The following is a 24,624-nucleotide window of genomic DNA, read 5'->3' as shown; positions in this document are numbered from 1 at the left end:
GTGGCTACTGACTTCCCCGTGCTACTGCCCGCGCTGAGCGAGACCGGCCCTGCCGCCGACCGCCCGGCCCTGCGCTTCGGCGACCGGATGCTGACGTACCGCGAACTGGGCGCGTCCGCCGGAGCGCTCGCCCACCGCGTGCAGGGGGCAGGACGGGTCGCGGTGTGGGCCACACCCTCCTTGGAGACCGCCCTCGCCGTCACCGGAGCGCTCCTGGCAGGGGTTCCCCCCATCCCGCTGAACCCGAAGACCGGCGAACGCGAGTTGGCGCACATTCTCGACGACAGCGCGCCCTCGTTGGTGCTGGCCGCCACCGACGTGGAGCTCCCGCCCCGGTTGCAGGCCCTGGCCCGCGTCGACGTGCCTGTTCGGGCGGCGGGACCCGACCCGGCGGCCAGTCCGCCCGCTGAGCCGCCCCCCGAGTCAGCAGCCTTGATCGTCTACACCTCCGGCACCACCGGTCCACCCAAGGGCGCCGTCCTCCCGCGACGCGCCCTGGCAGCGACCCTGGACTCGTTGCAGGACGCCTGGCAGTGGACCTCACGGGACACGGTGGTACAGGCGCTTCCGCTCTTCCACGTCCACGGACTGATCCTCGGCGTCCTGGGCCCGCTGCGCCGGGGCGGATCGGTGCGACACCTGGTCCAGTTCACCCCGGCAGGGGTGGGCCGCGCACTCGACGAGGGCGCCACGATGTTCTTCGGCGTCCCCACGATGTACCACAGGCTGGCACAGGCCGTCACCGCAGAACCCGAGTTGGCCAGGGCTCTGGCACGGGCCCGGTTGTTGGTGTCGGGATCCGCCGCGCTCCCACTGGCGGATCACCGCAGACTGACCGAGGCCACCGGCCGTCCAGTGATCGAACGGTACGGGATGACCGAAACGCTGATGAACACGAGCGTGCGTGCACAGGGGCACACCCCACGCCCCGGCACGGTCGGCGTCCCACTCCCCGGCGTGGAGCTGCGGTTGGTGGACGAGTCGGGCGTCGAACTCGATACGTCCGACGGGCAGAGCATCGGAGAGATCCAGGTCCGTGGGCCCTCCCTCTTCTCCGGCTACCTGAACCGACCGGAGGCGACCGCGGCGGCCTTCGCTGAGGACGGCTGGTTCCGCACCGGCGACATGGCGGTACGAGAGACCGGGGGCCACATCCGCATCGTCGGCCGCAAGGCCACCGATTTGATCAAGAGCGGCGGGTACAAGATCGGGGCGGGTGAGATCGAGAACGCCCTGCTCGACCATCCGGAGGTCCGTGAGGCGGCCGTGACCGGTGAGCCGGATCCCGATCTCGGCGAAAGGATCGTCGCCTGGGTGGTGCCGGCGCATGTCGACGCCCCACCGGCCGCCACCGAGCTGATGAACCATGTCGCCGATCAGCTGGCACCGCACAAGCGGCCCCGTCAGATCCACTTCCGGGCATCTCTCCCCCGAAACGACCTCGGCAAGATCATGAAGCGGGACCTCCATGCCTGAGCGGAAGCCGACCACACGCCAATCAGCCCGCGCGGTGCTCGCCGCGGTCGCCGACGCAGGCAGTTTCAGCGAACTGAGCGTCCCGACACGACCCGGCGCCCCGGACGGCCCCCTCTCCTGGTCGGGCTACGACGGCTCCCGGGCCCGCGCCCGTGAACGCACCGGCGAGGACGAGTCGGTGGTGTGCGGGACGGCGCGCATCGCCGGACGCCCGGCGATGCTGGTCTCCTTCGAGTTCGGCTTCCTCGGCGGATCGCTGGGCGAGCGAACCGGGGACCGTCTTGAGGCCGCCTACACCCAAGCCCGTTCGCGTCGACTCCCGTTGGTCTCGCTCATCGCCACCGGGGGTTCACGGATGCAAGAGGGCATGCTGGCCCTCACCCAACTCCAGCGAGTGGCCCACCAGTCAGCGCTGACCCAAGCAGCAGGTCTGCCGCAACTGGCCGTACTGCGCGATCCGACGACCGGTGGCGGATGGGCCACCCTCGGTGCTGGGGCCGATGTGGTCCTAGCACTGCCCGGTGCCCAGGTGGGCTTCGCGGGTTCCAGGGTTCGGCCCGAGAACGCCGACCCGGCCGCCTACACGGCCGAGAGTCAGCTGGCCACCGGCCATGTGGATGCGGTCGTTGACCCCGGCGAGCTGGCCAAGACGCTGGGCGAATGGGTCCGGTTGCTGGCTCCGGCAGCGGGGGCCGCCGAGGTACCCAAGGAGCAGCTCGCACCGGCAGAACCACCGGGCGCCCTGGCCCGGACCGCGTTGCCGATCACCGGCTGGGACGCCGTCCAACAGGCGCGCAGCCCAAGGCGACCGCGCGCCGGGGCCTACCTCGACGCCTACTTCGATCTGCGCCTCGCGATCCGGGGCGACCGCGTCGGTAGCCACGATCCCGGCGTGCTGTGCGGGTTCGGACTCCGCCATGGGCGCACGATCGCCTACGCCGCCCAGTGCGGCACGGCCACCCGGCCGGCCGGATACCGCACCGCCGCCCGACTCATCCGCCTAGCCGATCGGCTTGGCATGCCCGTGCTGACCTTGATCGACACCCCGGGCGCGGCCAATGACGCACAAGCCGAGCACGCGGGTGCTGGTGCGGCGATCGCCGACGCCTTCGCCGCCATCGCTTCGGTCCGGGTACCGGTGACCACCCTGCTTATCGGTGAGGGCGGTTCGGGCGGTGCGCTGGCACTCGCCGCCCCCGGCAACACGTATGTCACCGCGGACAGCTACTTCTCCGTGATCGCCCCCGAGCTGGCAGCGGCGATCCTCAAACGCCCGGCGGGCCAAGCGCCCCAGACCGCCGACCAGTTGCGCCTGCGCCCGCAGGATCTGGTGGAACTCGGCCTCGCCCGGGCAGTGGTGGGACATCCGCAGCCGGCTCGGACCACGCCGCCGAGTTGACGCAGCGGGGGAGGTGGGCGCAGGCGCTCTTCGCCCGGTCGTGGCTTCAGGGCCGGGGATCGCGTGCGTCGTAGCCTGCGAAGCCGCGCCAGCGCAGGGCGAGCAGGCCCACGGCGAGGGCGCAGGACAGCCCGCCGCCGGTGATCGCAACGGCTGGCGAGGCCAATTCGGCCGCGGATCCCGCCAGGAAGTCGCCAAGCCTCGGTCCGCCGGCGACCACGACGATGAAGACGCCTTGGAGCCGCCCTCTCATCTCGTCGGGCGTCGCCACCTGGAGCATGGTGCTCCGGAATACCATGGAGACCGTGTCACAGGCACCCGCGAGCGCGAGGAACACCAACCCGAGCCACAGGTTCCGGGTCACTCCGAAGGTGGCGATGGCGAGCCCCCACATCGCCACCGACAGCAAGATCGCCAAGCCGTGTCGCCTGATGCGGCCCTGCCACCCGGAGAACACCCCGCCGGCGAGCGCGCCGACGGCGGGCGCCGCGACGAGCAGGCCGACCGTCTTGGCATCGCCTGCGAACCAGAGACCGGCGATCGCGGGGAAGAGGGCGCGCGGTTGGGCGAGCACCATGGCGCACAGGTCGCAGAAGAAGGTCATACGGACGTTGGGACGGCTACCGAGGAAGCGCAGCCCGTCCAGCACCGAAGCCCGCCCCCGCTTGTCACCGTCACGCTCCGGCCGCATCGCGGGCAGTCGCCACATGGCGTATAGGGCCGTGCTGAAGGCGAGGGCATCGATCAGATAGGCGGCCTGATACCCCCACCACCCCACGATCAGCCCCCCGAGCATCGGTCCGAACATGAAGCCCGAGGTGGTGGTCACCGAGGAAAGGGCGTTGGCCGCGGGAAGTTGGTCGGCCGGAAGCAGCCGCGGAATCATCGCCGAGCGGGCGGGGGAGTTCAACGCCTGGCAGGCCGCCTGGAGGGCGACCACCGCGTAGAGCAGCCACACGCGGTGGTAGTCGGCAAGCGCCGCCGCGGCGAGGGTGATCGAGAGCAGAGCCGCACCGGTCGAGCTGGCCAACCCCAGTGCCCGCCGGTCGATGGTGTCGGCGACGGCGCCGCCGTAGAGGCCGAAGACGATCAGCGGCACGAGGGAGAAGAGTCCGACGAGACCCACCGAGAAGCTGGAGCCGGTGATGTCGTAGACCTGGAGCGAGACCGCCAGGGCGGTCATGGCCTGCCCGATCCAGGAGATGGTCTGCCCCAACCACAGCCTTCGGTAGTCCGGGGAGGTGCGCAGCGGCGTCAGGTCGGCGAATATCCGGCGGTGTCCGGCGGGCTCGGCCGGGCCTCGCCCTGACCGTCGGCGCGAGGAGGTTGTATGAGGCACCCGGAATGTTATCCGGGAAGGCTCACGGGCTCCAACGGCTGCCGCTGAACGCGCATGCCGAACCCGTGGCACGCAGCGATGCAGACCACCTCTTCGAGGCTCCGGTCGCACCGCCTCGAAGCGCGCTGCACGTCACCGTCGGCTGCGCTCCGCTGGCGGGTCCCTTCACGAGGACCGAGCCCCCGCAGGCTGAAACCACGACGGCGATCACCCGCACAAATGACCGAATCGGCACGCGCATGCCCACCTCGTTCGGCTCATGATGAAAAGACTCGTATGTCCAGGGAGGCCAGTAGTGATCGAACCTGGCAAGAGCACCATCCGCCCCGGCTTGTCACGGCCCTTCGGGCTCACCCTCGGTGTGGAGGAGGAGTTCGTCCTCGTCGACGCACGCACCTGGCAGTTGTTCCCGGCAGCGCCGCAAGTGCTCGCCGCCTCCGGCGGGGAACGGCCCACGCTGCACGGCGAGGCCACCCGCTACCAGTTGGAGGTCTCCACCGCGGTGGTCGACACCGCGGCACAGCTGCGCAAGGAACTGCTTGCCCTACGACGTGAACTCGTCGAGGCGGCCAGCGCCAACGGCTGTCGACTGGTGGCAAGCCCCTCACCGGTCATGACGCTGCAGGAGCCGCTCCATCTGTGCGACGACGAACCCCGCCAGCGTGAACAGCTGCGCCGTTACGGGGCACTGACGGACAGCCTGATCAGCTGTGGGCGCCACATCCACGTCGGGACCCTCGATGTGGACACCGCCGTCCGCGCAGCCAACCGGATACGCCCTTGGATCCCCACGCTGATCGCCCTCGGCGCCAACTCACCCTTCTGGGACGGTCGAGACACCGGCCATGCCAGCTGGCGGACGCTCGCCTGGTCGGCCTGGCCATCAGCCGGCCTGCCCCCGCACTTCCGCTCCACGACGCACTACCGGCGTTGCGTGCGGACCCTCCTCGACTCCGGGGCCTCCCTGGACACCAAGATGGTCTACTGGGACCTTCGCCCCTCCGAGCGTTGGCCCACCCTGGAAATCCGGGCGCTCGACATGTCCGCAAGCGTCGATTCGGCCGTACTCCAGGCCACCCTGGGTCGGGCACTGGTGGCGACCGCGCTACGCGAACTGGCTGAGGACCTACCCACTCCGTTGGTGCGGGAAGACGTACTCCGGCTGGCTCGATGGCGTGCGGCACACGACGGGTTGGAAGGCTTCGGCCTCGACCCCTTCAGCGGGGCGGAGGTCCCGGCGGCCGTACTCGCGGAGAACCTGCTGGACCTGCTGGCCCCGGAGCTCGCAGCCACGGGCGACCTCGACGAAGCCGGTAGTGCGCTCACCGTGCTGCTGCGCGACGGGTCAGGGGCCCACCGCCAGCGCGCGGTCTTCCAACGGCGCGGCCAGTTGACCGACGTCATGCGCCATCTGGCGGACGAGACGGAAGGGGCCACCGCACTGCCCACCGCGGGCTGACCCGGTCCGCCCCCGACCAGGCGCTCCCGCCGGATGTCACCGGTCGGCGGGGGCGTCGCCCGGCCCACTTCCCGGTGACACCACCCACCCGGGCGGGGTGTCCAAGTCCCACCCGGGTGGACGGGTAACGCCACCAGATGGGATGGCTTGCGGGTTCGTTCGCACAGCGGGCCGGGCATCGTCTAGGAAGGGCGGGCAACTGCGGCGCCGCCGCCTCATGGCGCCGTACGCTCGAAGGAGTCGTCAACCTGGCCACAAGGGGCAGGTGTCCGGCTTCCGGCCGCACCTGGGGGACCCTACGATTCTCCTGCCCCACGGCGAAGAGCGCGCGGTGGCCGCGGCGTGCGCAGGCAGCACCCGGCCGTGCCGGTACACGTGCGGGCCCGGAACGGAGGGGGAAAAGCCGTGTTGAGACCGAGGCGTGCGCGTCTGAAACAGCTGACCGGTGCTGTTCCCGGCTTGCTCCTGGGCGGCTACCTCGCGCTGGCCATCGGCGTACTCCTCGGCCTTGTGGTGGACACCTCAGCCCTTGTCGAAACAAGCGGATACGTGTTCGGGGCAGCCCTGTTGCTCGCCATCGGCCTGTACGGGAGCACCTACGGGATCGATCTCAAGGCGCTGCGCGCCGACCTCAGGGGTGTGGTGGCGGCCGTCACCCTGGGTGTGGTCCTGAAGGCGGCAATGATCGCCGGCACGATGATGGCCGTCTTCCAAAGACCCGAGGCCCTCGTGCTCGGTCTCGCGGTGGCCCAGATCGACCCGCTCTCGGTGGCCGCCCTCGGCAAGAGCGGTCGGATGTCTCAGCGCGCCCGATCACTCCTGGAGGCGTGGGCCAGCTTCGACGACCCCATGACCGTGCTGCTGACGCTGTACCTGGCTGGATACGCCTACACGGCGGCGGGTCACAGCGGCTCCCCCACGGCCACGGGCGGTCAACTGACCGGCCTCGCCCTCAGCGCCCTGCTCCTGGTGTGCCTGCTCCCACTGTGGTGGCTCGGGCGACGGCTCGCGGCCCGGGTGCCCGAGACCCCTTCGACGCAACGGGCGAAGGGGGTGGTCGCGGTGCTGGTGGTTCTGGCGATGCTGTTGCTCGCTGCGGCACACCAACTGATGCTGGCCGTGGCACTGGCCGGCCTCGTCGTTCGTTCCAGAGCCTTGGGCAGGGCGCTCGACCGGGCGGTGGCAGGAGCCTTCATCGCGGCCTTCCTGGCCCTCGGCCTTCTCCTGGCACAAGGCGTCGCCTGGTGGCCGGGGTTGGTGCTGGGGGTGGCCGCCTTCGGTTCTCAGATGGTGGTGGCCTTCGCCGTGATGCCCCTGTTCGTCAGAGGGCTTGATCGCAGCGACCGCGTCGCGCTCGGGTTCGGTCAGCAGAACGGCATCACCGCCGTGCTGATCGCCCTCACCCTGGAACGCGACTTCCCCGCCACCATCGCCACCGTCGGCCCCGCCATCGTCACCGTCAACGTGCTGCACGGGGTCTCACAGGCCTTCCTGGCCCACCCATTACGTCTGCGACGACCCGCCGGCCCCAGGGTCCGCATGCCCCGCATCGGCGCGATCCGCTCCCGATGGGGCCAGCGCACCCCGGGGCAGCAGAGCGTCGAGGAGGAGGGCGCCGACGAACGCTCGACGGCCCGTAGGTGACGGAGCGGCGGGCAATCGTCGGGAACGGGACCCGAAGGGAACGCAGTTGTACCAACATACGAATCACCGGCACACCGTGGTGACCGGACGGGGAGAGGCGTATGAGGCAGGCAACGGGACACGTTCCTCGCGGAGTCGGGCGACCGGGCGGGCGCCCACCCAGCACCCGGGCTGGGCACAGGGCCCGGCCGCCCTTGCCGGGACTCCGCGGTCGTCGAGCACGTGGCCGCCCTGCCCTCGCGACCGCTGGCGCCGCGCTCGCGCTGCTGACTGCCGGCACTTACCCGACGTTCGCGGACTCCACCTCCTCCGGTTCAAGGGACATCCAGTTGGTGTACTGCCTGGACTCCGCGCACCGGGGGGACCTCGTAGCGGCTGCGGTGCGCCTGATGTTGCTGCGCCCGGACAGTGCCGCCGACCCGGGTGCTGCGGTCCATCTACGGTCCGGGGGGCACATGGCCTTGGAGACGTGGGCCGCACGGCGGGTTGAGGACTTCGGCCGTGCCTGCGAAGCACTGATGGCAGCCGATTCCCCACCGCCCGCCACCGCCACGGCCGACGGATCGGCAGAGGACGACTGGTTCACCGGCTTCCTCAAGGAGATTCCACTGCTGGCAGCCGGCGCCCTGCTCACTCTCGGCGGCCAACAATCCGAACGCCGGGTCTCGGAGATACGTCTGTTCAAGAGCCAGTTGGGAGCGGAGGAGAAGGTGTACCGGACCGCGGTGCGGGAGTATCTGACCAGGTACGAGCAGGACCCGCACACCGACCACCGAGCAGTACGCACGGCCCGAGAGACACTGGCGGCCACTTTGTCGCGGGCACCCGGGCCGTCGGTACGCCAGGCGGCGGCCCAGCAGGTCGCCGAGGGACTACCCCTGGGCCGGGCCCTATCGGGTAACCAGGCAGGCGCGCTCCTCGGCCCCGAGGCGCGAGCCGGCGAAGCAGAGCGAGCCAGTGCCTTGGTCGACCGCCGCCTGCGTCAGATCTCGGAGCTGAACCGCTCCTCCCTGTACTGGCTCTGGCTCACCGTTCGGACCAAACTGGCGCAGCGCGCGGCGGGAGGAGCCGCATGAGCACGCCCGTCGATGACAACCCCTTCGGGGTCTTCGTCCCCGGCAGCAGACACCACCTCCCTGGCCTGACGGTCTCACCGAAGGACGACCATCCCCTGGTGCCCTGGGCGGAGCAGAGCCACACTCGCCAGTGGGTGGACGTGGACCACAGCCGGGACCAGCTCGATCAGTTCGATCAGTGCCTGCGTCAACTGCCCGAGATGATTTTGCCGGGGGTGGCCTGGGGGCACCTGATCGTGGTGACCGGTCCGGTCGGGATGGGCAAGACGTCCCTGATCCACCACTGCATCCACCGGGCACGTGAATACCTCACCGGTCTCATGGACCACGCGGACCAGGTTTCCTCCACCATCCGTCCACCACAGCCGATCGTGGCGATGGCGGGTGGCTACGTCAATCACGGCAGCGACATCAGCTGGGACGACAAGGGCGACTTCGCCGACACGCAGCAGATCAACTCCGCGATCCGCGACAAGATAGTCAACACCCTCAGCCTGGAACTTCCCCATGTCACGCTCTCCGCCGCGCTCACCGGAGACGACGTGAACAAGGCGTTCATCGGGATCAGCGCGCTCCTTACCGAGCAGAACCGCATGCTGTTCGTGACGGTGCCCCATGTCGACTGGAGGGACCCGGGTGGCGAAGTACGCTCGAAGTTTCTCAAGACATGCCTGAGACACGCGAAGAGCCGGATCGTACTCTTCGTGGAGGTCAGCCACCAGGATCCACAGGCCGCGGGCGAGGTGGTCGCGGAGTTGCTTCCGCACCCCGCCGTCACCCATCTGTCATTGAGCGCTCTCGCGCCGGAGGACACCGTGAAGTTCACGCAGGCGGTTCGTGCCGAACACCCGGACCCCGAGGCTCCGCTGCCCGACCGGGCAGTGGAAGTCCCCTTCGTCCCCACCCAGGTGGGGGACACCTGGACCCGCTCCGACGTCCGTGAACTGCGCAAGGCGTGCTTTCAGATCGCCGAGAGCCAAAGAGGCTCCGGGGCAGGACTGCAGGTCACCGCCGACGACCTCGTGGTGCCCAGAGTGGATCCCGCGAGCCTGGGGCGTGTCGCCGCCACCCCGGGCCGAGCGCCCGGCCCCCGGCCCGGGTCCTGACCGGAGCCGGGCCGCCATCCCCCTTTTCCCCGCATCCGCCCGCCGCTCGCAACGCCGTAACCGGACACACGAGGAGTGCGATCGTGGCCACAGACCGTGGAAACCTCTGGCACGAGAACCCATTCCCGCTGAGCCCGGTCGTGCGCCTTGGTCCGTCGGCCGATCTCGGGGACCCGACGGTAAGGGCAGCCGACTCAGGCAACGCCCATATCCGCACCCCTCTCGTCGCGGACCTGGAAACCCTGGTCACGGACTACTTCGTCCCACCCGCCGCGGGAGGCCGCCGAGGGCGGGCCATCGCTTTGGTGGGCGAGTTCGGCCTGGGCAAGAGCCATGCCTTGCGGCGGGCCTACCAGTTGGTGAACACGCAGTACCACGATGCCGCGCTGTGGACCGTGGACGAACCGGCACAGGACATGGGCAGGCTCTACCGCGACCGGCTGCGCGGACCCGGCGACACCGCTGAGGGCCGTCAGGCGTTCGAGGAACTGGTGCGGGACTACTACGCGTACGTCACGGCCGGCTGGGTCGGCGCACAGGAGGACGATCCTCGCCGGGACACCCTGCGGGAGATCGCGGCCGGCCTGCGGGACCGATCGCTGGACCCGGACAAGGTGGTGTCAGCCCTTCGCTACGACCCGGAGGTGATCCACGCCGGTCTGCGCGGCACTCTCGGTGAGATCACCGAGCACCGTAGGTTCGCCACTGCTCTCGCGCTGCTGCTGGAGCCGCCCTTCCGGCGCATGGTGTGGCAGTGGCTGGGCGGTGAGGAGCCCGAGGTTCCGTTGCGTGAACGTGGCATCACCGAGGCGATCGGGCCCCCCGCACGGGGCCGCAGCACCACGGACGGCATCGACCGAGTCTTCGACGCCCTCGCGGTGTTGGGCTTCCTGCACGGACGGGTCGGCACCCCTTACGTACTGCTGCTGGACTCCCTGGAGAAGGTGCTCGACTGGCCGGAGGAGACCCGCCGCACGTTCATGGACGCCTTCGAGCGCCTCGTCAACATCTATACGAGTCACGGTGGTCTCCTGGTGTTCTGCACCTCGCCCAGAGGCTTGCAGGCACTGCGGGCGAGCGCTCACGACCGGGTGGTCCAACTCTGGGCCTCGGGCCTCGACGAGGAACGCACCCGGGAGCTCGTGGCGAAGTACCTGGCCGTGGGCGACGCGGTACCGGTCGACGGGGCGGACGGCTCCGATCGTCGGCCGACCGGCCCCTTCGAGGAGGAGTCACTTCGGCTGCTGCACGAACTGTCCGAGGGGGTGCCCCGGGTGGTGCTCAAGACCTGCCGCCAGGCCTGGCAGTTGAGTGAGGACCGCGACGGCCGGGTACACCGGATCTCGGGGGCGACGATGATCAGGGCCGTACGGGAACTCCACGAGCGGGTGGCCTACCGGCAGATCCTCAGGGAAGTACACGAAGCGCTGGACCTCGGGCAGCGACGCATCGCCCCCCGGGACCCGGTGCCCGCCCGGCTCTCACGCCCACCGGGCAGCACGGAGCACGTCCTGTACTGGCTCTCGCCGGCGCCGAACTCCTTCCTCGCGGTGGTCTACTCCCGATCCGTGCTCCTGGCTGACGACGCCGAGCGGATCGCCGCCCACGCCCACGCGCTACGCAGCGCCGTTCGCCCGGGGCAGTTCGAGATCCTGCTGGTAGTCAACGGGCTGGTGTCGCAGTCGATGCAGGACCGGCTCGGAAGGTCCATCGGATCCCGGCCCCTCGTGCACCACCAAGTCGGCTTCGCGCAGAGCGTACACAAGGCACTCCTCCAGTTGGAACGACGTCTGGTGGGCCAGCGGGAAGAGGGCGATCCCAGCGGACTCGGGGAGCGGGTCCGCCGCGAGCTGCTCGATCAACACGCGGCCTTCGTCAGCGAGATGCGTCAGAGCCTCGCCGCGCTGGCGCGGGAGATCCAGCCCGGACGAGTCGCCACCTCGCCCGGGACGAACACCGACTTCCTGGTGGCTGAGGGGGGTCTCGACTCCGGTCCACTGCCAGGCCCCGTCCACCGCCGGTTCCGCGATGCCTTCGCCGTACTGGAGACGGTGACCCGCCGGGTGGTCGGCCGGACCTCCAACCGGGGCACCGCGGCCACCTCGCAGGATCTGAACATCCTGGGCTGCGCCACCATGGTGAGCAAGCTGACCGAAGAGTTCCGCGAGGCCGTCACGGCTTGGGCCGGGACGGCACTTCCCGGAGCTCCGAGCGAGCACCAGCTCGGCGAACTGCGCCGCATCTGCCGGGAGTACGAGCACTCGGTCGAAGTGCTACCCGTGCACTTGCTGGGCGGAGCCGACCCTCGACACGCCCTGACACCGGCGCGCACGGTGGAAGGGCTGGCAGCGGAGGTGTGGGGAACCCTCAGCGGGGCGGCGGTTGCCTGACGCCCTCAAGGGCCCTCGCCAGCCCGCTCAACCGGCGCTCGGCCTCACCGACCCGCCTTTGGTCGAGGGTGACGCCGAGTAGGAACTCACGAGGCGAGGTCCACAGGACGCACACCGCCCCCTGCTGGACGTCGAGGACCAGCCGGTCCACGGGTGCGGAGACGATCAGCCCGAGCGCGTCGGTGAGCCGGACCAGATGTCCACGCAGGGTTCGGGAAAGGTCACGGTAGGCGGTGCGCCGGGCGCGCACGCTGACGTTGGTGAACCGCGGTCCGAGTGCGTCGCTTTCGAAGACATCGCCCACACAGACGAGCGTCCAGTCCCGGTAGTAGCCCGCGTAGTGGAGGTCCGTGGTGTTCACATGGGCCCGCCACAGGTCACGGAGCCGCTGCTCGTAGTCGGGGTCCTGGGCCGCGGCCGTGCCGAACTCGACGGAGGCCACGGCGCCGGCGTCCCGCGCGTTCGCTGCGGGGCGGGCGCTGCGATCACCACCGAGCAACTCGTCGGGCAGGGAGTACACCTCGTCCCGGATGCGGGTGATGAGGGCGTTCATGGCCTCGTCCATCGCCGGAGTACCCCCGGGGATGTCCGTCGCCGCGGCGACGAACTCTCCTGGAGTGGCCCGAGCCCCATACAGTCCGGCCCGCTCGTTCGCGACGACCGTACGCATCAACTCGCCGGTACCCAGCGGGTTCAGGACCGCACCGAGGTCCTGGGCGCACAGCAGGAGCCGGCTCCCCGGCAGCGCCTCGTCCCGCCGCTCGTCATCGGATTCGGTGACCAGGCTGATGAGCGGGACCCGTTCGGCACGGATGACGGCGAAGTCGAGGATCCCGTTGCTGTAGTGAGAGAGTGAACGGATCGCGGGCGTCATCGTGACCCCCCTCTCGCACAGCTCGGTGATCAGACCGTGCCGCCTGGCCGTCCAGTGGGACTCCTTCAGCGTTTCGATCTGCTGGGTTGCGGGAGCTGCCACGAGTGTTCACCTTTCCGTGAGGGACCGCTGGACCATCCGACGCCGCCGCGACGTCACACACCGGGCAGCTCCAGGTCGATGTCGTAACCGGAGGCCGGCGGGGGCCGTTCGGAGTCGAGCTCCGCGAGTCGATCGTGGTGGGCCCTGACGCGGCGGCCATCGGGGCGGTGAACGACACCCAGGTCACGTAGCCGGACGAGGGCGGCACGGGCGAGCGCAATCGCCTCTTCGGTGCGACCGTCGGCGGCGACGGTCGCGGCCAACGAGTTCTCTGCCGCGGCGACCCAGGGATGGGCCTGCCCCAGTTTGTGCGCGAGGACGTTGAAGGCGTTGCGGCCCACTTCCTCCGCCAACCGCAGCTCCCCCGTCGCCCTCAGGTAGACGCCGTGCCGCACCTGGCACAGCACGGTGTAGGGGTGGCCCGCTCCGAAAAGGCCCGCAAGGGTGCCCCCGCACTGCCGTGCGTGCAGCTCCGCCTCCTCGATCTTCCCAAGAACATGCAGGTCAGCGGCGTAGCTGAACTGACAGCGCAAGGTGTCGTAGCGATCGGGACCAAACCGTTCGGTGTAGTTCCGAAGTGCCCGCAGGTCTCGTTCATGGGCCAGTTCGTAGCCGTACTTGGGGTCCTTGACCGCGGGGAACCCGTCGGCCAGGCGCCGCTCGCTGATGGCCAGACCGACCTCGGCCCTCAGCCGGGTAACGTCCCAGGTGTCGGTGTGCCTGCGCAGCCACTGGCGCAGCAGGTCCCTTGCCTCACCATCACGACCGGTGCAGCGGTGGAGGTAGGCGAGGAGGTCGGCGGACTCCCAGGCGATCCGGTCGTCCTTGCCGCCGACGGCCTGCCGGTAGCGGAAGCGCTCCTGGATCCGGGTGAGCGCGTCGGCGACCCGGCCGGTGAGGGCTTCGGTCAGGGCGAGGTTGTGTTCCACCTGGATGGTGGCGGAGTGCTTCCAGCCGAGCAGCAGCACGAGCCCGTCCTGGGCCGGCCTGAGCTCCAGCAACGCGTCCTCGAAACGGCCGAGCGCCCGCAGGGTCGCGGCGTAGGAGTCGGCGGAGAGCAGAGTACGAGGATGGGTGATGCCGAGCAGCCTGCGGTGGCCGCGTAGTGCGTCCTGGGCGAGGCGGCGCGAGTCCTTGTACTCGCCGCGCAGCCGATGGGCGCGGGCCGTGAGGTTGAGCAACCGCAGGTACTCGGGGCTCTGCTCGTCCCCCTCCACGCGCCATTCACGTTCGGCCCGAGCCGCGATGTCGAGGACCCGGTCGAGGTCGGCCGCTTCGGCACGCTGGCTGAGGGCGTTGACGTGACGCAGCAGCGAGCGTCGAACCCGCGGACGGGGGTCCTTCCACAGGCGCAGGGAATACACCTCGCGCGCCCAGTCAGCCGGGAGGTCCTGGTTCGCCTGCGGGGCGAACTCGGCCAGTGCGCCGCGCAGCACCGACTCGATGCGCCGCCGGGTCGCGGGGTCCATCTCAGCCCGGATCAGGTCGCGCAACCCGTGGTGCTGGGCCAGCGGTTGGTCTTCGCGGTCGAAGTCCACTTCGAGGAGGCCGACTTGGGCGAGAGCCCAGAGGGCGACGCTCACCATGTCCTCTTCGGGCAACTGCACGCTGTCGGGGTGCCGGTGGGCTCCGGTGGCGAACGAGTGCACGGCGTCGTCATCACGGGCCAGCTCGGACAGGATGCGCCGGGAGCGCAGTAACTCCAGACCCATACCTCGACCGGTGAGCAGGGAAGCCGCCTTGAGAAGCCAATCCAGCGCATCCGGCTCGGCGCTCTCGGTACGCCATGCGGTGGCTCCCGGTGTGGACTGCACCACCCGCCGGGCGACCCGGACCATCACGGCGACCGGGGACACCGCCTCGGTGTGGCGCAGCATCGCGGTCTTCACCACCCGGTACTCCGTCAGCAGGTCCTCCACGGCGACGCGCACCGCGGTGTCGTTGTCCAGATGGTCGTCGCGGAGGTGCACCGCGACCCGCACAGCCAGGCAGTGCGCGGCGATGCGCAGCGCATGTGGGACGAAGTCAGTCACGCTGCCGACCTGCCGTGCCTGGTGCTCGGTGATCTCGTTGACCCGGTCGGCGAGCAGCGTGCGGCTCTCCGGGAAGGTCATGGTGGGAATCGCCAGACCAGTCAGCCCCGGCAGCGTGGATTGCGTTGCGGACGGCTGCCCGGGTCCGTCCTCCGACTCGGGAGGGACCCGGCTGGTGATCAGCACGTGGCCCCTCTCGTGCGGTACGGGCAACAGTCCGCGCAGGTCATTGAGATCGCTCACGCCGTCGTAGACGAGGAGCCAGCTGCTGGTTTCCTCGGGCCGCGACAGACGGCTCAGCAGATGACTCACGGTGTCGTCCTCGGCGGCCAGTTGGTCGCGTGGACCGTTCAGGCGCGCGGCGAGCCGGGACAGGGCGCGTTCGGCCCGCTCTCGCTCCCAGGAACGCACCCACCACACGATGTCGTATCCAGCTCCGTCGCGGTGGCAGAACTCGTGGGCGGCCTCGCTCTTGCCCCAGCCACTGGGCCCGTGTACCACCAGGGCGGCGCTGTCCTGGCCGGCGGTGAGCAGCTGCTCGCCGAGTTCGGCGAGCAGCTCGTCCCGGTCGATGTAACCGCCGCCCCGCGGGGTGACGTTGGTCGTTTCAGGCAGGCGCGGGAACCGTGCCGTGGCGGAGGCATCAGGCTCAGCGCTACCCAGAGCCAGTCCGGTGTAGAGCAGTCGCAGCGCCTCCTCCTCGGTGGTGCCGCGCAGGTCGATCCGTTCGTGGTGGGCGGCCTCGGCGTTCGGGAAGGGCTCGTCGACCAGGACGATGCGCACGTCGGTGTGGGAGAGCGCGCCGATCTGCGCGAGCAGCGTGTCGTCGGCGGGATCGGGCGACAGGAAGAGCAACGCCGCACCGCCCTCTGGGCGTTCACCCGAGTAGGTGTCTGCCCGACGGATCTGCGAGCGCACGCCCTTGGCGGCGAGCTGGTCACACAACCAGGCGGCCCAGGGTGCGTGCCGGGTGGAGTGGACGATCGTGGCTCCGGTGAGCCCTACCGTGCGGCGGGCGCGCAGCCAGTCGGCGAGCCGCTCGTAGTAGGGACGCAGTCCGGTGACGGTGCCGACGCCCTCCGCCTCGACCGCGAGACTTCGGCTGTCCTGGTACAGCGGGTTGTAGGGGACTTCGAGGAAGGGGATGTCCGCCCCCCCGAGTGACCAGGCGAGCGGGCCGAACCGGCGGCGCACCCGTTCGCGCGCATCGCGGAGCCGGTCGTGCACCCGGACGTCACTCTTGAGCCCTAGGGTGAGGAGCGGGAGGGGCCGGCCCGTCCGGTTGACGGTGAGGTCCTCGGCGAGTGCGGCTGCTCCGTCGATGGACCAGGCGGTCATGGCGAAGCAGATGACCAGAGCGCTCGCATGTCCGGCCAAGCGGGAGGGTTCAGCCGCATCGGGGGCGTCCGGCACCGGAGCTTCAATGAGGACGTGGTCGTAGCGCGCGGCGACCCGGTCGGCGGTGAGCTCGGACAGCGCCTCGGCGCCGGGTGCGGTGTGGGCGTGGACTCGGCCGGGCTCGGGTGGCGGAACCGGGCCCCTGACCGGCCCGTCGGCGCGGGCGTCCACGAGCAGCACGCTGCGATTGGCTTCGGCGAGGATGTCCGCGACATTGCGCAGCGTGGTGCTCAGACCGAGGTTCTCCGAGGTCGCGAGAAAGATGTTGAACGGACCTGTCGGATCAAGGGGATTGGCGTTTGGCATGACCTCTCCGCTCGGCGCGGCGCAGTAAGGACGGGCGGCAGTACGACGGACCGCAGTGCAGCAGCGGCCCCTTCAGGACCGCCCAAAAGGGAGCAGACAGGGACGTTCGGGGGGTGAGGGTATCGGGCCTGACCGGCACCGTCACGGCCTGCCGCCCGTGTTCCGCGGTTCATGCACTTTCTTTGTGTCCGGTGACGAAGGCCTCCCCCTCGTCGCCGCTTCGAAAAATCCGGCGCAGCGCTTCCCCGAGTACCGAATCCGGCAGTTTCGCCACGGCCTCGGGCGAGAGGGCGGCGATGTCGGGAACGACCGAGTCGACGTCGGATCCCGCTCCCCCGCTCCCCGCGCCACTCTCCTTGGCGGGTTCCGCTCCCTTGCCGGTCGCCATGGCGCCGCCCTCCCGTGGAATCTCGGCATCCGATGGGTCGCCGCGGCCCGTGGACCCCCGTCTGGGCCTCACGGGAAGTGCACGACGGACCGCAAATCCAGGGTAGCGCCGCCGCCCCCCGCCGCGGCAGCTGCCGACCAACGTCGCCTCCTCCAACCTCCCTGGACCGGGAGGCCCTTGTCTCATTCGTGATGTTGACGCCGATTGCAGGGCGAACGAATACTGGTCGAACAGAGTGCGTCGTCGGCCGTGCCTGGCGAGGTCCGCGGTGTACGTCTCCGGGGGGACGTGGATGAGTCGACCTTCACTGCGCCACGCCGCGCCACGCTGGCCCTCGACCGCCGACGTCCAGGCTCGGCGAGCGGCGGGTTGGGAGCCCCTCCCGTTCCGTTCCTTCGTCCTGAAGGTGCACAGTCGGTGCGACCTGGCGTGCGATTACTGCTACATGTACCGGTCCCACGACCAGACTTGGCGGAACCAGCCGCGCACGATGACCCCGGCCACCTTGGATCGCACGAGCGAACGCATAGCCGAGCACCTGTTCGCCCACGGTGTGGAGCGAGCGGGCGTCGTCCTCCACGGAGGTGAGCCGCTCCTCCTCGATGACCACATGCTCGCTCGCACGGTGGACGTGCTGCGAAGCGCCGTCGGCAACACGGCCCGCCTCCACTTCACCCTGCAGACCAACGGTGTCCGCCTCAGCCGTGAACGGCTCGACCTGCTGAGCGGGTTGGACGTACGCATCGGAGTCAGTACCGACGGGGGGCGAGTCGCCCACGACCGCCATCGGCGCGGCGCGGACGGGCGCGGCAGCCACTCCCGGGTCGAGGCGGCACTGGAACTCCTGGGAAGTAGCGCGTACCGCCACCTGTTCGGCATGCTGCTGTGCACCGTCGACCTGCGCAACGACCCGGTACGCACCTACGAGGCCCTGCTCCTCCACCGCCCGCCAGCCGTCGACTTCTGCCTTCCCCTGGGCAACTGGCGCACCCCGCCACCCGGCCTTCACCCAGGTGCACGTGGCACCCCCTACGCCGACTGGTTGTGGGCGGTCTTCCAACGCTGGTACGAAGCGGCCTCCAAGGAAACCTCTGTGCGGCTGCTGGACGACCTCCTGGCCCTACTACTCGGTTCCCGACCTCGGACGGAGGCGCTGGGCCTGTCGCCGGTGCGCTACGCCGTCGTCGAGACGGACGGCTCCCTCGCCCTTGACGACGCCCTGCGCACCGCCTACGAAGGCGCCAGCCACACGGGGCTCGACATCTGGCGGCACGCCTTCGACGTCCTGCTGGAACATCCCGGGGTCGCCGCACGCCAGTGGGGCACCAGCGGACTGTGCGAGACCTGCCGGACGTGTCCTGTGCACCGGATCTGCGGCGGCGGACACTACGCCACCCGATACCGGCACGACACGGGATTCGCGAACCCGAGCGTGTACTGCGCCGACCTGGCAGAGCTGATCGTCCGCGTGCGGGGCCGGCTGCACGCGGACCTGACGGATGTGGTCCGGCGGCCCATGTCCACGGAGGTGATATGACACCGTTGCCGCATCGGATGCCAGGCGCCCTCTTCGACTCGGTCGCTGCCGGCGGCGGCGGGGCCGACGCCTTGCGGCTGCTGGCTCGCGCAGAGCACAGTAGACGGCTGGCCTGCGTGTACGCCGTGACTGCCGCCGCACGTGAGTTCGGAGGTGAGGTGGGCGAGGGAGCCGAGGAGGCCTGGGCCGTGCTTTCGGCGGCAGCCAGCGCGGCCCCCGAGGAGGCAGCGGCCGTACTGGTCCACCCGGCGACCGGGCCCGCCCTCTTCAACGAGCTGGCGCGCCTGATGCGGCCGGATGGGCAGCGGCGCCCGAAGACGACCTGGTTGACGGCCCTGGCCGCGGCCTCGGCGGTCCGCGCGGGGCTGCCCGGGCAGCTGCGATGGGCTGCCAACGGTCCCTGGCTGACCTTGCCCTCCTTGGGCCGGGCGCATTTCCCGAACGCTGGCCGCGGCGCCCGGGCGCAGGTACACACCGACTCGGCCGGCCTGTCCCAGATCACCGTGTCGGGCCCCGCGGGAGCCCATGACTCGGTCGTCGTCCCCGAGTCGCGGTACGGCCGAGTGGGGCGTTGGCACGGGGCCTACCCGCTGACCCCCATGGACAGTGATGTGCGCCTGCTGTTGGACGTCCTCGAACAGCCTCGGTTCCCGCACGCCGCCCCCTACCCTGGAGGTCTTGGTGCGCGGGAAGTCCGCCGGTGGACCACCGTGGCCCAGAACGGCTGCCGGCTCCTACGCGAAGAGCACCCCGAGGCCTTCGCCGAACTGGCGGCCGGGACTCGGCTGCTCGTACCACTGGCAAGACCCAGCCAGGGAATCGTCAGCGGCAGTAGTGAAGAAACGTTCGGCTGCCTGGCACTGTCGCTGCCCGGCAGTGCGGCGGAGTTCGCCGTCACAGTGACGCACGAAATCCAGCACAACAAGTTCTCCGCGGTACTCCACCTCTTCGACCTCTTCGAACCGGGAGGACGAGAAAGGTTCTACGCCCCCTGGCGCCCCGACCCCCGCCCGCTGCTCGGCCTCTTCCACGGTGCTTACGCCCACCTCGGCGTGGCCCACTTCTGGGACCGACGCCGCGAGTCGGAACCTGACCCGGCCCTGCGTACCGCCGCACACATCCAGTTCGCCCGCTGGCGTCTGGCTGCCCGTGAGGCGACGCTCGTGGTCCTGTCCTCGAACCGGCTCACCGACCTCGGCAAACGCTTCGCGGAAACCATGCTGCACAGCCTGGACGCCCTCTGCCGCCGCCGCGTGCCCGCAGTGGCCCAGCGCCGCGCCGAGGCCGCATCCCGCGCCCACCTCGCCGCCTGGCAGCTCCGCAACGGCAACGCCGAACAGATGCTGTCGGCCTGAGGTCGAGCCGGCCAGCCCGCGGCGCCGGCGTCACGGATCCCCTTGGCGCAGTTCGGGTTTCGTCAACTCCCCAGCAGGGCGACCCGTCTTGCCTACTCTGGAACTCCTCGAACCCCTCGGAGGGCACGGACGATAGAGCGGAGCGGACCATGGTCATGAGCAGCGGCGACCGGCGGCGCGTCTGGCTCGCGGGGTTGGCCACCTTGACCGCGATCGCGGGGGTGTTGGCGACACTGTGGGCCACCGAGACCATCGGCGGGGACCGCAACGAGTGCCGGGACCACTCCGTCTGCGGCCACCACAACCGCACCGACTTCGACGGGGACCAGCGCCCCTCAGGACTGAAGGACGGCGAATGAAGGCGCGCCCTTCGTTGGCCGCCCTGCTCCTGGGCCTCTCCTCGATGCTCGCAGGCTGCGCTTCGAACGACTGCTCATCGGGCTCGGTCTGCGGAAACGGCAACGCCATCGGCTCCGCCGTCACCGGCAGTTCCTCGCCCACCGAAGCGTCAGATCCGCTGACCTTCACCGTCGAGGAGAACGACCCATGGGACGCCTGCGACAACGGCCAGGGCATCGTCTTCGACCCGCCGGTGCCAAGACGGGAACTGAGCACCGAACTGGCAGCCAACACATCCGTTGGCACGCCGCAGGAGGCCCGCAGCTACCGTGAGCGCCTCGCGGCCTTCGACGACGGCCACCACGGAACTCCCGCGAACTACACCCTCATCGGTCTCAACGTGCAAGGCACGAGCCGCCGTGCGGTAACCATCAAGGACGTCACCGTCCACCGTCTGACGAGCTTGCCCGTCCCCGCCGGGGCGGTGCGCGTCCAACGCATGGGCGCTTGCGGAGGCGCCAACCTCAACCGCTTCGCCACGGATATCAGCTCCTCCCACCCCGTGCTCACCTTCACGGAAGGGGAAAGCGCGGCGGGAACCATGCGCACGCGCGGGTTTCCAGTGCAGGTCTCGGAGAGCGACCCCGAGAACCTGGTGGTCTTCGCCTATGCGCTCAGGGACTCGCACACCTTCGTGCTCTCCATCGAATGGTCCAGCGAAGGAGTGACGGGTACCACCGAGGTGCGGCGCCACGACGGCAAACCCTTCGCGGTGACCTCGGCCCGGACCGTCGAACAGCTCGGGTACGGCCAGGACGGAGGCTTCGAGTCGCTGGTAGGGATCTTCGACCCCGACAACCCCTTCTGAGGGCTGTGCCGAGGTCCAGCCGGACCGGGGCCCGGGGCTGATGGGCCCGGACGCGGATCGGGCCGCCGGAGACCCGGCATCGGGTCCGGGCATCGAGCGGCGCTCTCGGCCTACCCCTTCGTGGTCGGAGCCGAAAGCCCGGTATAGGCGTCGGGCGCGGCGTCGACGGGAACCCCGGTCGAATCGACGAAACGCGTCAACATGTGGAACCAGGCCATGGTCATGATGGCCTGTGCGGCCCTGTCCTGACTGCCGTAGTGCGCCACCAGTTCCTGCACCTCCGTGGCGTTCAGCTTGGCTCGGGCAGCCATCTCGTCCACCATGTGACACAGCCGTCGGCGCCACGGTGTGAGCCGGTCGAGATCGTCCTCCAGCACTGCCCGACTGTCCTCCTGGGAGAGTCCCACGGTCTGCGCCATGACGAGATGCTGCGGGACCTCGTAGTCCGAATCGTTCTGCTGGAACGTCCGCAGGGCGATGACCTCGCGGTCGGCGCCAGGAATCCACTCCGGCCCGAACATCACCGACAGCAGGGCCTGGTACTCCCGGGCCATGCCAGTTCGAGCGATCATCCGCCACACGTTCAACTGCGGCACCGACCCGAGAAACGCCAACGTCTCCTCATCAAGCTCCGAATCCACCGGCAGGTCGATCTTCGGCAGGTTCTCCGGGCGTAGCGAGGACATGGGTACCCCTGTTCTGAACGTGGTCTGCCGTCCGTACGCACCGGCAAGCGGGCCCGGCGCGGCTCCGCAGGCCGTCCACGGGACGGTGCGGGCCGATCGACCACGCACCAGCCGCCTTCGCGACCAACGGTGCACAGACTGGCCGCCCCATCCGGACGCCCCGCCCCATTGCGCCGTCAGCGGCATGTCACGCGCCACCACTTCAAGCGGATCTCATCCCTGTCGAGAGGCCCCCTCTGCCGACCTCGGCACCCCACCAGGACCGCTCCCCGCCTCGCCCACGTGCCGGTGTCCGCCCGGAGCCGCCGGGGAAGGGTCCGGTATGGCGGCTGGCGCATCGACGATCAGGAGAGCCAGACACCGGCTGCCAGGCTGATGGCGCGACAGACCCCGGAAACGCCAAAGCCGCAGGTGAGATCGTTTCTTCACCTGCGGCTCGCAGTGGGGCGGGTGGGACTCGAACCCACGGCCGACGGATTATGAGTCCGCTGCTCTAACCGGCTGAGCTACCGCCCCTAACGGCGCGTCGCGCACATTTGTGCGCGCCGTCTGCCGCAGCATAGCCGCTCATACGATCTCCTGCTTCGGATGGTCGGCTTCGCCTGCCCATGAGGACTTCACCGCCCCCCTGGGTGGTTCCGGCAAGCGCACGGAATCACACGCACAGGTTGCTCAGCGGGCGGAAAAGGAAAAAGGACCCGCAAGGGGCCCTCCTTCGATGTGCTCCCCCGGCTGGACTCGAACCAGCAACCCTCCGGTTAACAGCCGAATGCTCTGCCAATTGAGCTACAGGGGATCGCGCTCCCCCGACTGGACTCGAACCAGTAACCTGCCGGTTAACAGCCGGCTGCTCTGCCAATTGAGCTACAGGGGATTGCTGCGTTGCACCGAACAGACGCACATCCGGCCTTGCCGGGCGGCGGGTGCTCGTTGCGGGACCTACATTAGCGCAAGCAGGGGGGTGCTCCGCCAATCGGTTCCGCCCCGGGTGATCTCGACCGTCGGCGGGTAGGCGGCCCCGGACGGACTCAGGAAGGGTGGCTGCCATGAGGTACAAGCTCACGTTCGTCGCCGGACTTGCCCTCGGATACGTGGTGGGCACGCGGGCCGGCCGAGAGCGCTACGAGCAGATGAAGAAGTCCCTGCGCGAGCTGTCGCAGAACCCGGCGGTCCGTAACGCTGCCGAGACAGCCGGCCAGCAGGGCCGACAGTTCGCCGGTCGCGCGGCGTCCGCGGTGGGTGAGAAGGCCGGGAGTCTGCCCGGCTCGATCAGCGTCAAGATCACCGCGCTGCGGGAACGCGGACAGAACCTCGATGACGACTGGGGTACCAGCAACACCTGAGTCGTGCGGCAGAATCTCCGGCATGGGGATAGTCGCCGGGCTCGATAGCTCTTCCACCTACACACGCATCGTCGTCTGCGATACCGAGACGGGCGCCGTACTGCGCCAGGGGTACGCACCCCATCCACAGCCGTCGGGCGAGGCTTCGCACCACGAACTCGACCCCCAGGCATGGCTCCTCTCCCTCGGCGAGGCCGCGAGCGGTGGACTGCTGGAGGGTGTCCAGGCCATCGGCGTCTCGGCACAGCAACACGGGTTGCTGCCACTGGACGCTCAGGGAGCCCTGGTGCGTCCCCCGCTCCTCGGCAACGACAAGCGCGCCCAGGTGGCCGCCGCGGACCTGGTCGATGCCCTGGGCGGCCGGACGGCCTGGGCTGAGGCCGTGGGCTGCGTCCCGCAGGCCGCCCAGCCGGTGGCCAAGTTGCGCTGGCTGGCCCGCAACGAACCCGAGGCGGCCCGGCGTACCGCGTTGCTCATGCAGCCCCACGACTGGCTGGTGTGGCAGCTGCTGGGCAGGCCGGCCCGGCGCACCACCGACCGTGGCGCGGCTTCGGGGACCGGGTACTGGTCTGCGGCGACCGGCTCCTACCGTCCTGACCTGGTGGAGCTCGCGCTCGGTCAGCGGGTGGCCCTTCCCGAGGTGCTCGGCCCGGCCGAGCCCGCGGGGAGCACGCCCGAGGGGCTGCTGATCTCTGCTGGAACGGGCGAGACGATGGCCGCTGCACTGGGTCTCGGCCTGGGGCCCGGAGACGTGGTGGTCTCCCTGGGCGCGTCGGGCTCGGTGATGGCCGTGCACCACGAACCGCTCTCCGACCCACACGGAACGATCACCTCCCTGGCCGACGCCACGGGCATGCACCTTCCCGTCGTGTACACCTCCAACGCGGTCCGGGCCCTGCGGGGTACCGCGGAGTTGTTGGGCACCGACCTGGAGGAACTCTCCGATCTGGCCCTGAAATCGACTCCTGGCTCCCATGGCCTGGTGATGCTTCCCTACCTGGAGGGCGAGCGGACCCCCTATCTGCCGCATACCGCGGGCACCCTGAGCGGGATGCGGCGGGACTCGATGAAGCCGGAGCATCTCGCGCGGGCCGCCTTCGAAGGCATGCTCTGCTCACTCGTGGACGCCTTGGACGTACTGCGCGGACGCGGCGTGGAGGTGCGTCGGGTGGTGCTGTTGGGCGCGGCTGCCGATCTCCCGGCGGTGCAGGCGGTGGCCCCGGCGCTGTTCGGGGCACTGGTGGTGGTGCCGGCGCCCGCCGACTACGCGGCGCTCGGCGCGGCACGGCAGGCGGCCTGGGCGTGGGGGGTTGCGCAGGGGACGTTGTCGGCGCAGGGCCCGCCGGTCTGGCAGGTGGCTCCGGCTCAGGTCTTCGACGTGAGTGATGAGGATCTCGCAGTGGGGCAGGCGGTGCGCCAGCAGTACGTGGCTACCCGTGAGCAGTTGCATCCCGGCGCCTTCTGAGGCCCGAACTCGACGGACGACCTCAGTCGAACGGTGCGTTT

General features: G+C 69.9%; 18 protein-coding genes and 3 tRNA genes. 13 read left to right on the top strand and 8 right to left on the bottom strand.

Annotated features, from left to right (window positions below; translation table 11 throughout):
- Both ACFYMC_RS00630 and ACFYMC_RS00625 read left to right on the top strand, forming a co-directional pair.
- Positions 1–1,476, top strand: a complete 1,476-nt coding sequence (locus tag ACFYMC_RS00630; protein ID WP_388516624.1) for an acyl-CoA synthetase — start codon at positions 1–3, stop codon at positions 1,474–1,476.
- The gene (locus ACFYMC_RS00625; RefSeq protein WP_388516621.1) at positions 1,469–2,875 is read left to right on the top strand and encodes a carboxyl transferase domain-containing protein; all 1,407 of its coding nucleotides are present in this window, start codon (positions 1,469–1,471) and stop codon (positions 2,873–2,875) included. Before ACFYMC_RS00630 ends, ACFYMC_RS00625 begins: the two co-directional genes overlap by 8 nt.
- Positions 2,876–2,921: 46 nt before the next feature.
- Here the strand turns inward: ACFYMC_RS00625 and ACFYMC_RS00620 are convergent, their stop codons facing one another.
- Complete coding sequence (locus ACFYMC_RS00620) at positions 2,922–4,145, bottom strand: MFS transporter (protein ID WP_388517048.1); 1,224 nt, start codon at positions 4,143–4,145, stop codon at positions 2,922–2,924.
- 364 nt (positions 4,146–4,509) lie between these two features.
- Here ACFYMC_RS00620 and ACFYMC_RS00615 point away from each other — a divergent pair, with 364 nt between their 5' ends.
- The 5 genes from ACFYMC_RS00615 to ACFYMC_RS00595 all read left to right on the top strand — a co-directional run bounded on the left by ACFYMC_RS00615 (position 4,510) and on the right by ACFYMC_RS00595 (position 11,889).
- On the top strand, positions 4,510–5,673 hold the full coding sequence (locus ACFYMC_RS00615; protein WP_388516618.1) for a glutamate--cysteine ligase: 1,164 nt from the start codon (positions 4,510–4,512) through the stop codon (positions 5,671–5,673).
- 405 nt (positions 5,674–6,078) lie between these two features.
- Positions 6,079–7,317, top strand: a complete 1,239-nt coding sequence (locus tag ACFYMC_RS00610; RefSeq protein ID WP_388516616.1) for a cation:proton antiporter — start codon at positions 6,079–6,081, stop codon at positions 7,315–7,317.
- Between the two features lie 194 nt (positions 7,318–7,511).
- On the top strand, positions 7,512–8,393 hold the full coding sequence (locus tag ACFYMC_RS00605) for a hypothetical protein (protein ID WP_388516613.1): 882 nt from the start codon (positions 7,512–7,514) through the stop codon (positions 8,391–8,393).
- Positions 8,390–9,499 carry a hypothetical protein gene (locus ACFYMC_RS00600; RefSeq protein ID WP_388516611.1) on the top strand — a complete coding sequence of 370 codons (1,110 nt, stop codon included), beginning with the start codon at positions 8,390–8,392 and terminating at the stop codon, positions 9,497–9,499. Before ACFYMC_RS00605 ends, ACFYMC_RS00600 begins: the two co-directional genes overlap by 4 nt.
- Positions 9,500–9,582: 83 nt before the next feature.
- Positions 9,583–11,889, top strand: a complete 2,307-nt coding sequence (locus tag ACFYMC_RS00595) for a hypothetical protein (RefSeq protein ID WP_388516608.1) — start codon at positions 9,583–9,585, stop codon at positions 11,887–11,889.
- On the opposite strand, the gene ACFYMC_RS00590 is transcribed toward ACFYMC_RS00595, so the two are convergent.
- From ACFYMC_RS00590 to ACFYMC_RS00580, 3 genes are all read right to left on the bottom strand, one after another.
- Entirely contained in the window at positions 11,867–12,865 is a 999-nt protein-coding gene (locus ACFYMC_RS00590) for a hypothetical protein (RefSeq protein WP_388516606.1), read from the bottom strand. The genes ACFYMC_RS00595 and ACFYMC_RS00590 overlap by 23 nt on opposite strands.
- 53 nt (positions 12,866–12,918) lie before the next feature.
- Positions 12,919–16,602 (bottom strand): FxSxx-COOH system tetratricopeptide repeat protein, encoded by a 3,684-nt coding sequence (gene fxsT / locus ACFYMC_RS00585; protein WP_388516603.1) that lies wholly within the window; start codon positions 16,600–16,602, stop codon positions 12,919–12,921.
- Positions 16,603–16,771: 169 nt separating this feature from the next.
- Entirely contained in the window at positions 16,772–16,990 is a 219-nt protein-coding gene (locus ACFYMC_RS00580; RefSeq protein ID WP_388516601.1) for a hypothetical protein, read from the bottom strand.
- Positions 16,991–17,282: 292 nt separating this feature from the next.
- Between ACFYMC_RS00580 and ACFYMC_RS00575 the strand changes: the two genes are divergently transcribed.
- From ACFYMC_RS00575 to ACFYMC_RS00560, 4 genes are all read left to right on the top strand, one after another.
- Entirely contained in the window at positions 17,283–18,527 is a 1,245-nt protein-coding gene (locus tag ACFYMC_RS00575; RefSeq protein ID WP_388516598.1) for an FxsB family cyclophane-forming radical SAM/SPASM peptide maturase, read from the top strand.
- Positions 18,524–19,882: an aKG-HExxH-type peptide beta-hydroxylase gene (locus tag ACFYMC_RS00570; protein ID WP_388516596.1), complete on the top strand. Its 1,359-nt coding sequence runs from the start codon at positions 18,524–18,526 to the stop codon at positions 19,880–19,882. Before ACFYMC_RS00575 ends, ACFYMC_RS00570 begins: the two co-directional genes overlap by 4 nt.
- A 149-nt stretch (positions 19,883–20,031) precedes the next feature.
- Positions 20,032–20,241, top strand: a complete 210-nt coding sequence (locus ACFYMC_RS00565; RefSeq protein ID WP_388516593.1) for a hypothetical protein — start codon at positions 20,032–20,034, stop codon at positions 20,239–20,241.
- A complete protein-coding gene (locus tag ACFYMC_RS00560; RefSeq protein WP_388516591.1) occupies positions 20,238–21,089 on the top strand; it encodes a hypothetical protein in 852 nt (283 codons plus the stop codon). Before ACFYMC_RS00565 ends, ACFYMC_RS00560 begins: the two co-directional genes overlap by 4 nt.
- 110 nt (positions 21,090–21,199) lie before the next feature.
- On the opposite strand, the gene ACFYMC_RS00555 is transcribed toward ACFYMC_RS00560, so the two are convergent.
- From ACFYMC_RS00555 to ACFYMC_RS00540, 4 genes are all read right to left on the bottom strand, one after another.
- Positions 21,200–21,775 (bottom strand): carboxymuconolactone decarboxylase family protein, encoded by a 576-nt coding sequence (locus ACFYMC_RS00555; RefSeq protein WP_388516588.1) that lies wholly within the window; start codon positions 21,773–21,775, stop codon positions 21,200–21,202.
- Between the two features lie 442 nt (positions 21,776–22,217).
- A tRNA-Ile gene (locus ACFYMC_RS00550) sits at positions 22,218–22,291 on the bottom strand.
- Positions 22,292–22,498: 207 nt separating this feature from the next.
- A tRNA-Asn gene (locus tag ACFYMC_RS00545) sits at positions 22,499–22,571 on the bottom strand.
- 5 nt (positions 22,572–22,576) lie between these two features.
- Positions 22,577–22,649: transfer RNA gene (locus ACFYMC_RS00540), tRNA-Asn, on the bottom strand.
- A gap of 172 nt (positions 22,650–22,821) precedes the next feature.
- On the opposite strand from ACFYMC_RS00540, the gene ACFYMC_RS00535 reads away from it, so the two are divergent.
- Together ACFYMC_RS00535 and ACFYMC_RS00530 are read left to right on the top strand one after the other, a co-directional pair.
- Positions 22,822–23,118 (top strand): YtxH domain-containing protein, encoded by a 297-nt coding sequence (locus tag ACFYMC_RS00535; protein ID WP_388516586.1) that lies wholly within the window; start codon positions 22,822–22,824, stop codon positions 23,116–23,118.
- Between the two features lie 22 nt (positions 23,119–23,140).
- A complete protein-coding gene (locus ACFYMC_RS00530) occupies positions 23,141–24,583 on the top strand; it encodes an FGGY family carbohydrate kinase (RefSeq protein ID WP_388516584.1) in 1,443 nt (480 codons plus the stop codon).
- Positions 24,584–24,624 lie beyond the last annotated feature (41 nt).

This window comes from Streptomyces sp. NPDC006879, assembly GCF_042869595.1.
Taxonomy (GTDB): domain Bacteria; phylum Actinomycetota; class Actinomycetes; order Streptomycetales; family Streptomycetaceae; genus Streptomyces.
The sequence above is the reverse complement of the archived record's forward strand: the minus strand, read 5'-3'. Positions and strand labels throughout refer to the sequence as shown.

Coding starts and splice junctions, on each gene's coding strand:
- ACFYMC_RS00625 (WP_388516621.1), top strand. CDS start 1,469: ATGCCTGAGCGGAAGCCGACCACACGCCAATCAGCCCGCGCGGTGCTC.
- ACFYMC_RS00600 (WP_388516611.1), top strand. CDS start 8,390: ATGAGCACGCCCGTCGATGACAACCCCTTCGGGGTCTTCGTCCCCGGC.
- fxsT (WP_388516603.1), bottom strand. CDS start 16,602: ATGCCAAACGCCAATCCCCTTGATCCGACAGGTCCGTTCAACATCTTT.
- ACFYMC_RS00580 (WP_388516601.1), bottom strand. CDS start 16,990: ATGGCGACCGGCAAGGGAGCGGAACCCGCCAAGGAGAGTGGCGCGGGG.
- ACFYMC_RS00575 (WP_388516598.1), top strand. CDS start 17,283: ATGAGTCGACCTTCACTGCGCCACGCCGCGCCACGCTGGCCCTCGACC.
- ACFYMC_RS00570 (WP_388516596.1), top strand. CDS start 18,524: ATGACACCGTTGCCGCATCGGATGCCAGGCGCCCTCTTCGACTCGGTC.
- ACFYMC_RS00565 (WP_388516593.1), top strand. CDS start 20,032: ATGGTCATGAGCAGCGGCGACCGGCGGCGCGTCTGGCTCGCGGGGTTG.
- ACFYMC_RS00560 (WP_388516591.1), top strand. CDS start 20,238: ATGAAGGCGCGCCCTTCGTTGGCCGCCCTGCTCCTGGGCCTCTCCTCG.
- ACFYMC_RS00555 (WP_388516588.1), bottom strand. CDS start 21,775: ATGTCCTCGCTACGCCCGGAGAACCTGCCGAAGATCGACCTGCCGGTG.
- ACFYMC_RS00535 (WP_388516586.1), top strand. CDS start 22,822: ATGAGGTACAAGCTCACGTTCGTCGCCGGACTTGCCCTCGGATACGTG.
- ACFYMC_RS00530 (WP_388516584.1), top strand. CDS start 23,141: ATGGGGATAGTCGCCGGGCTCGATAGCTCTTCCACCTACACACGCATC.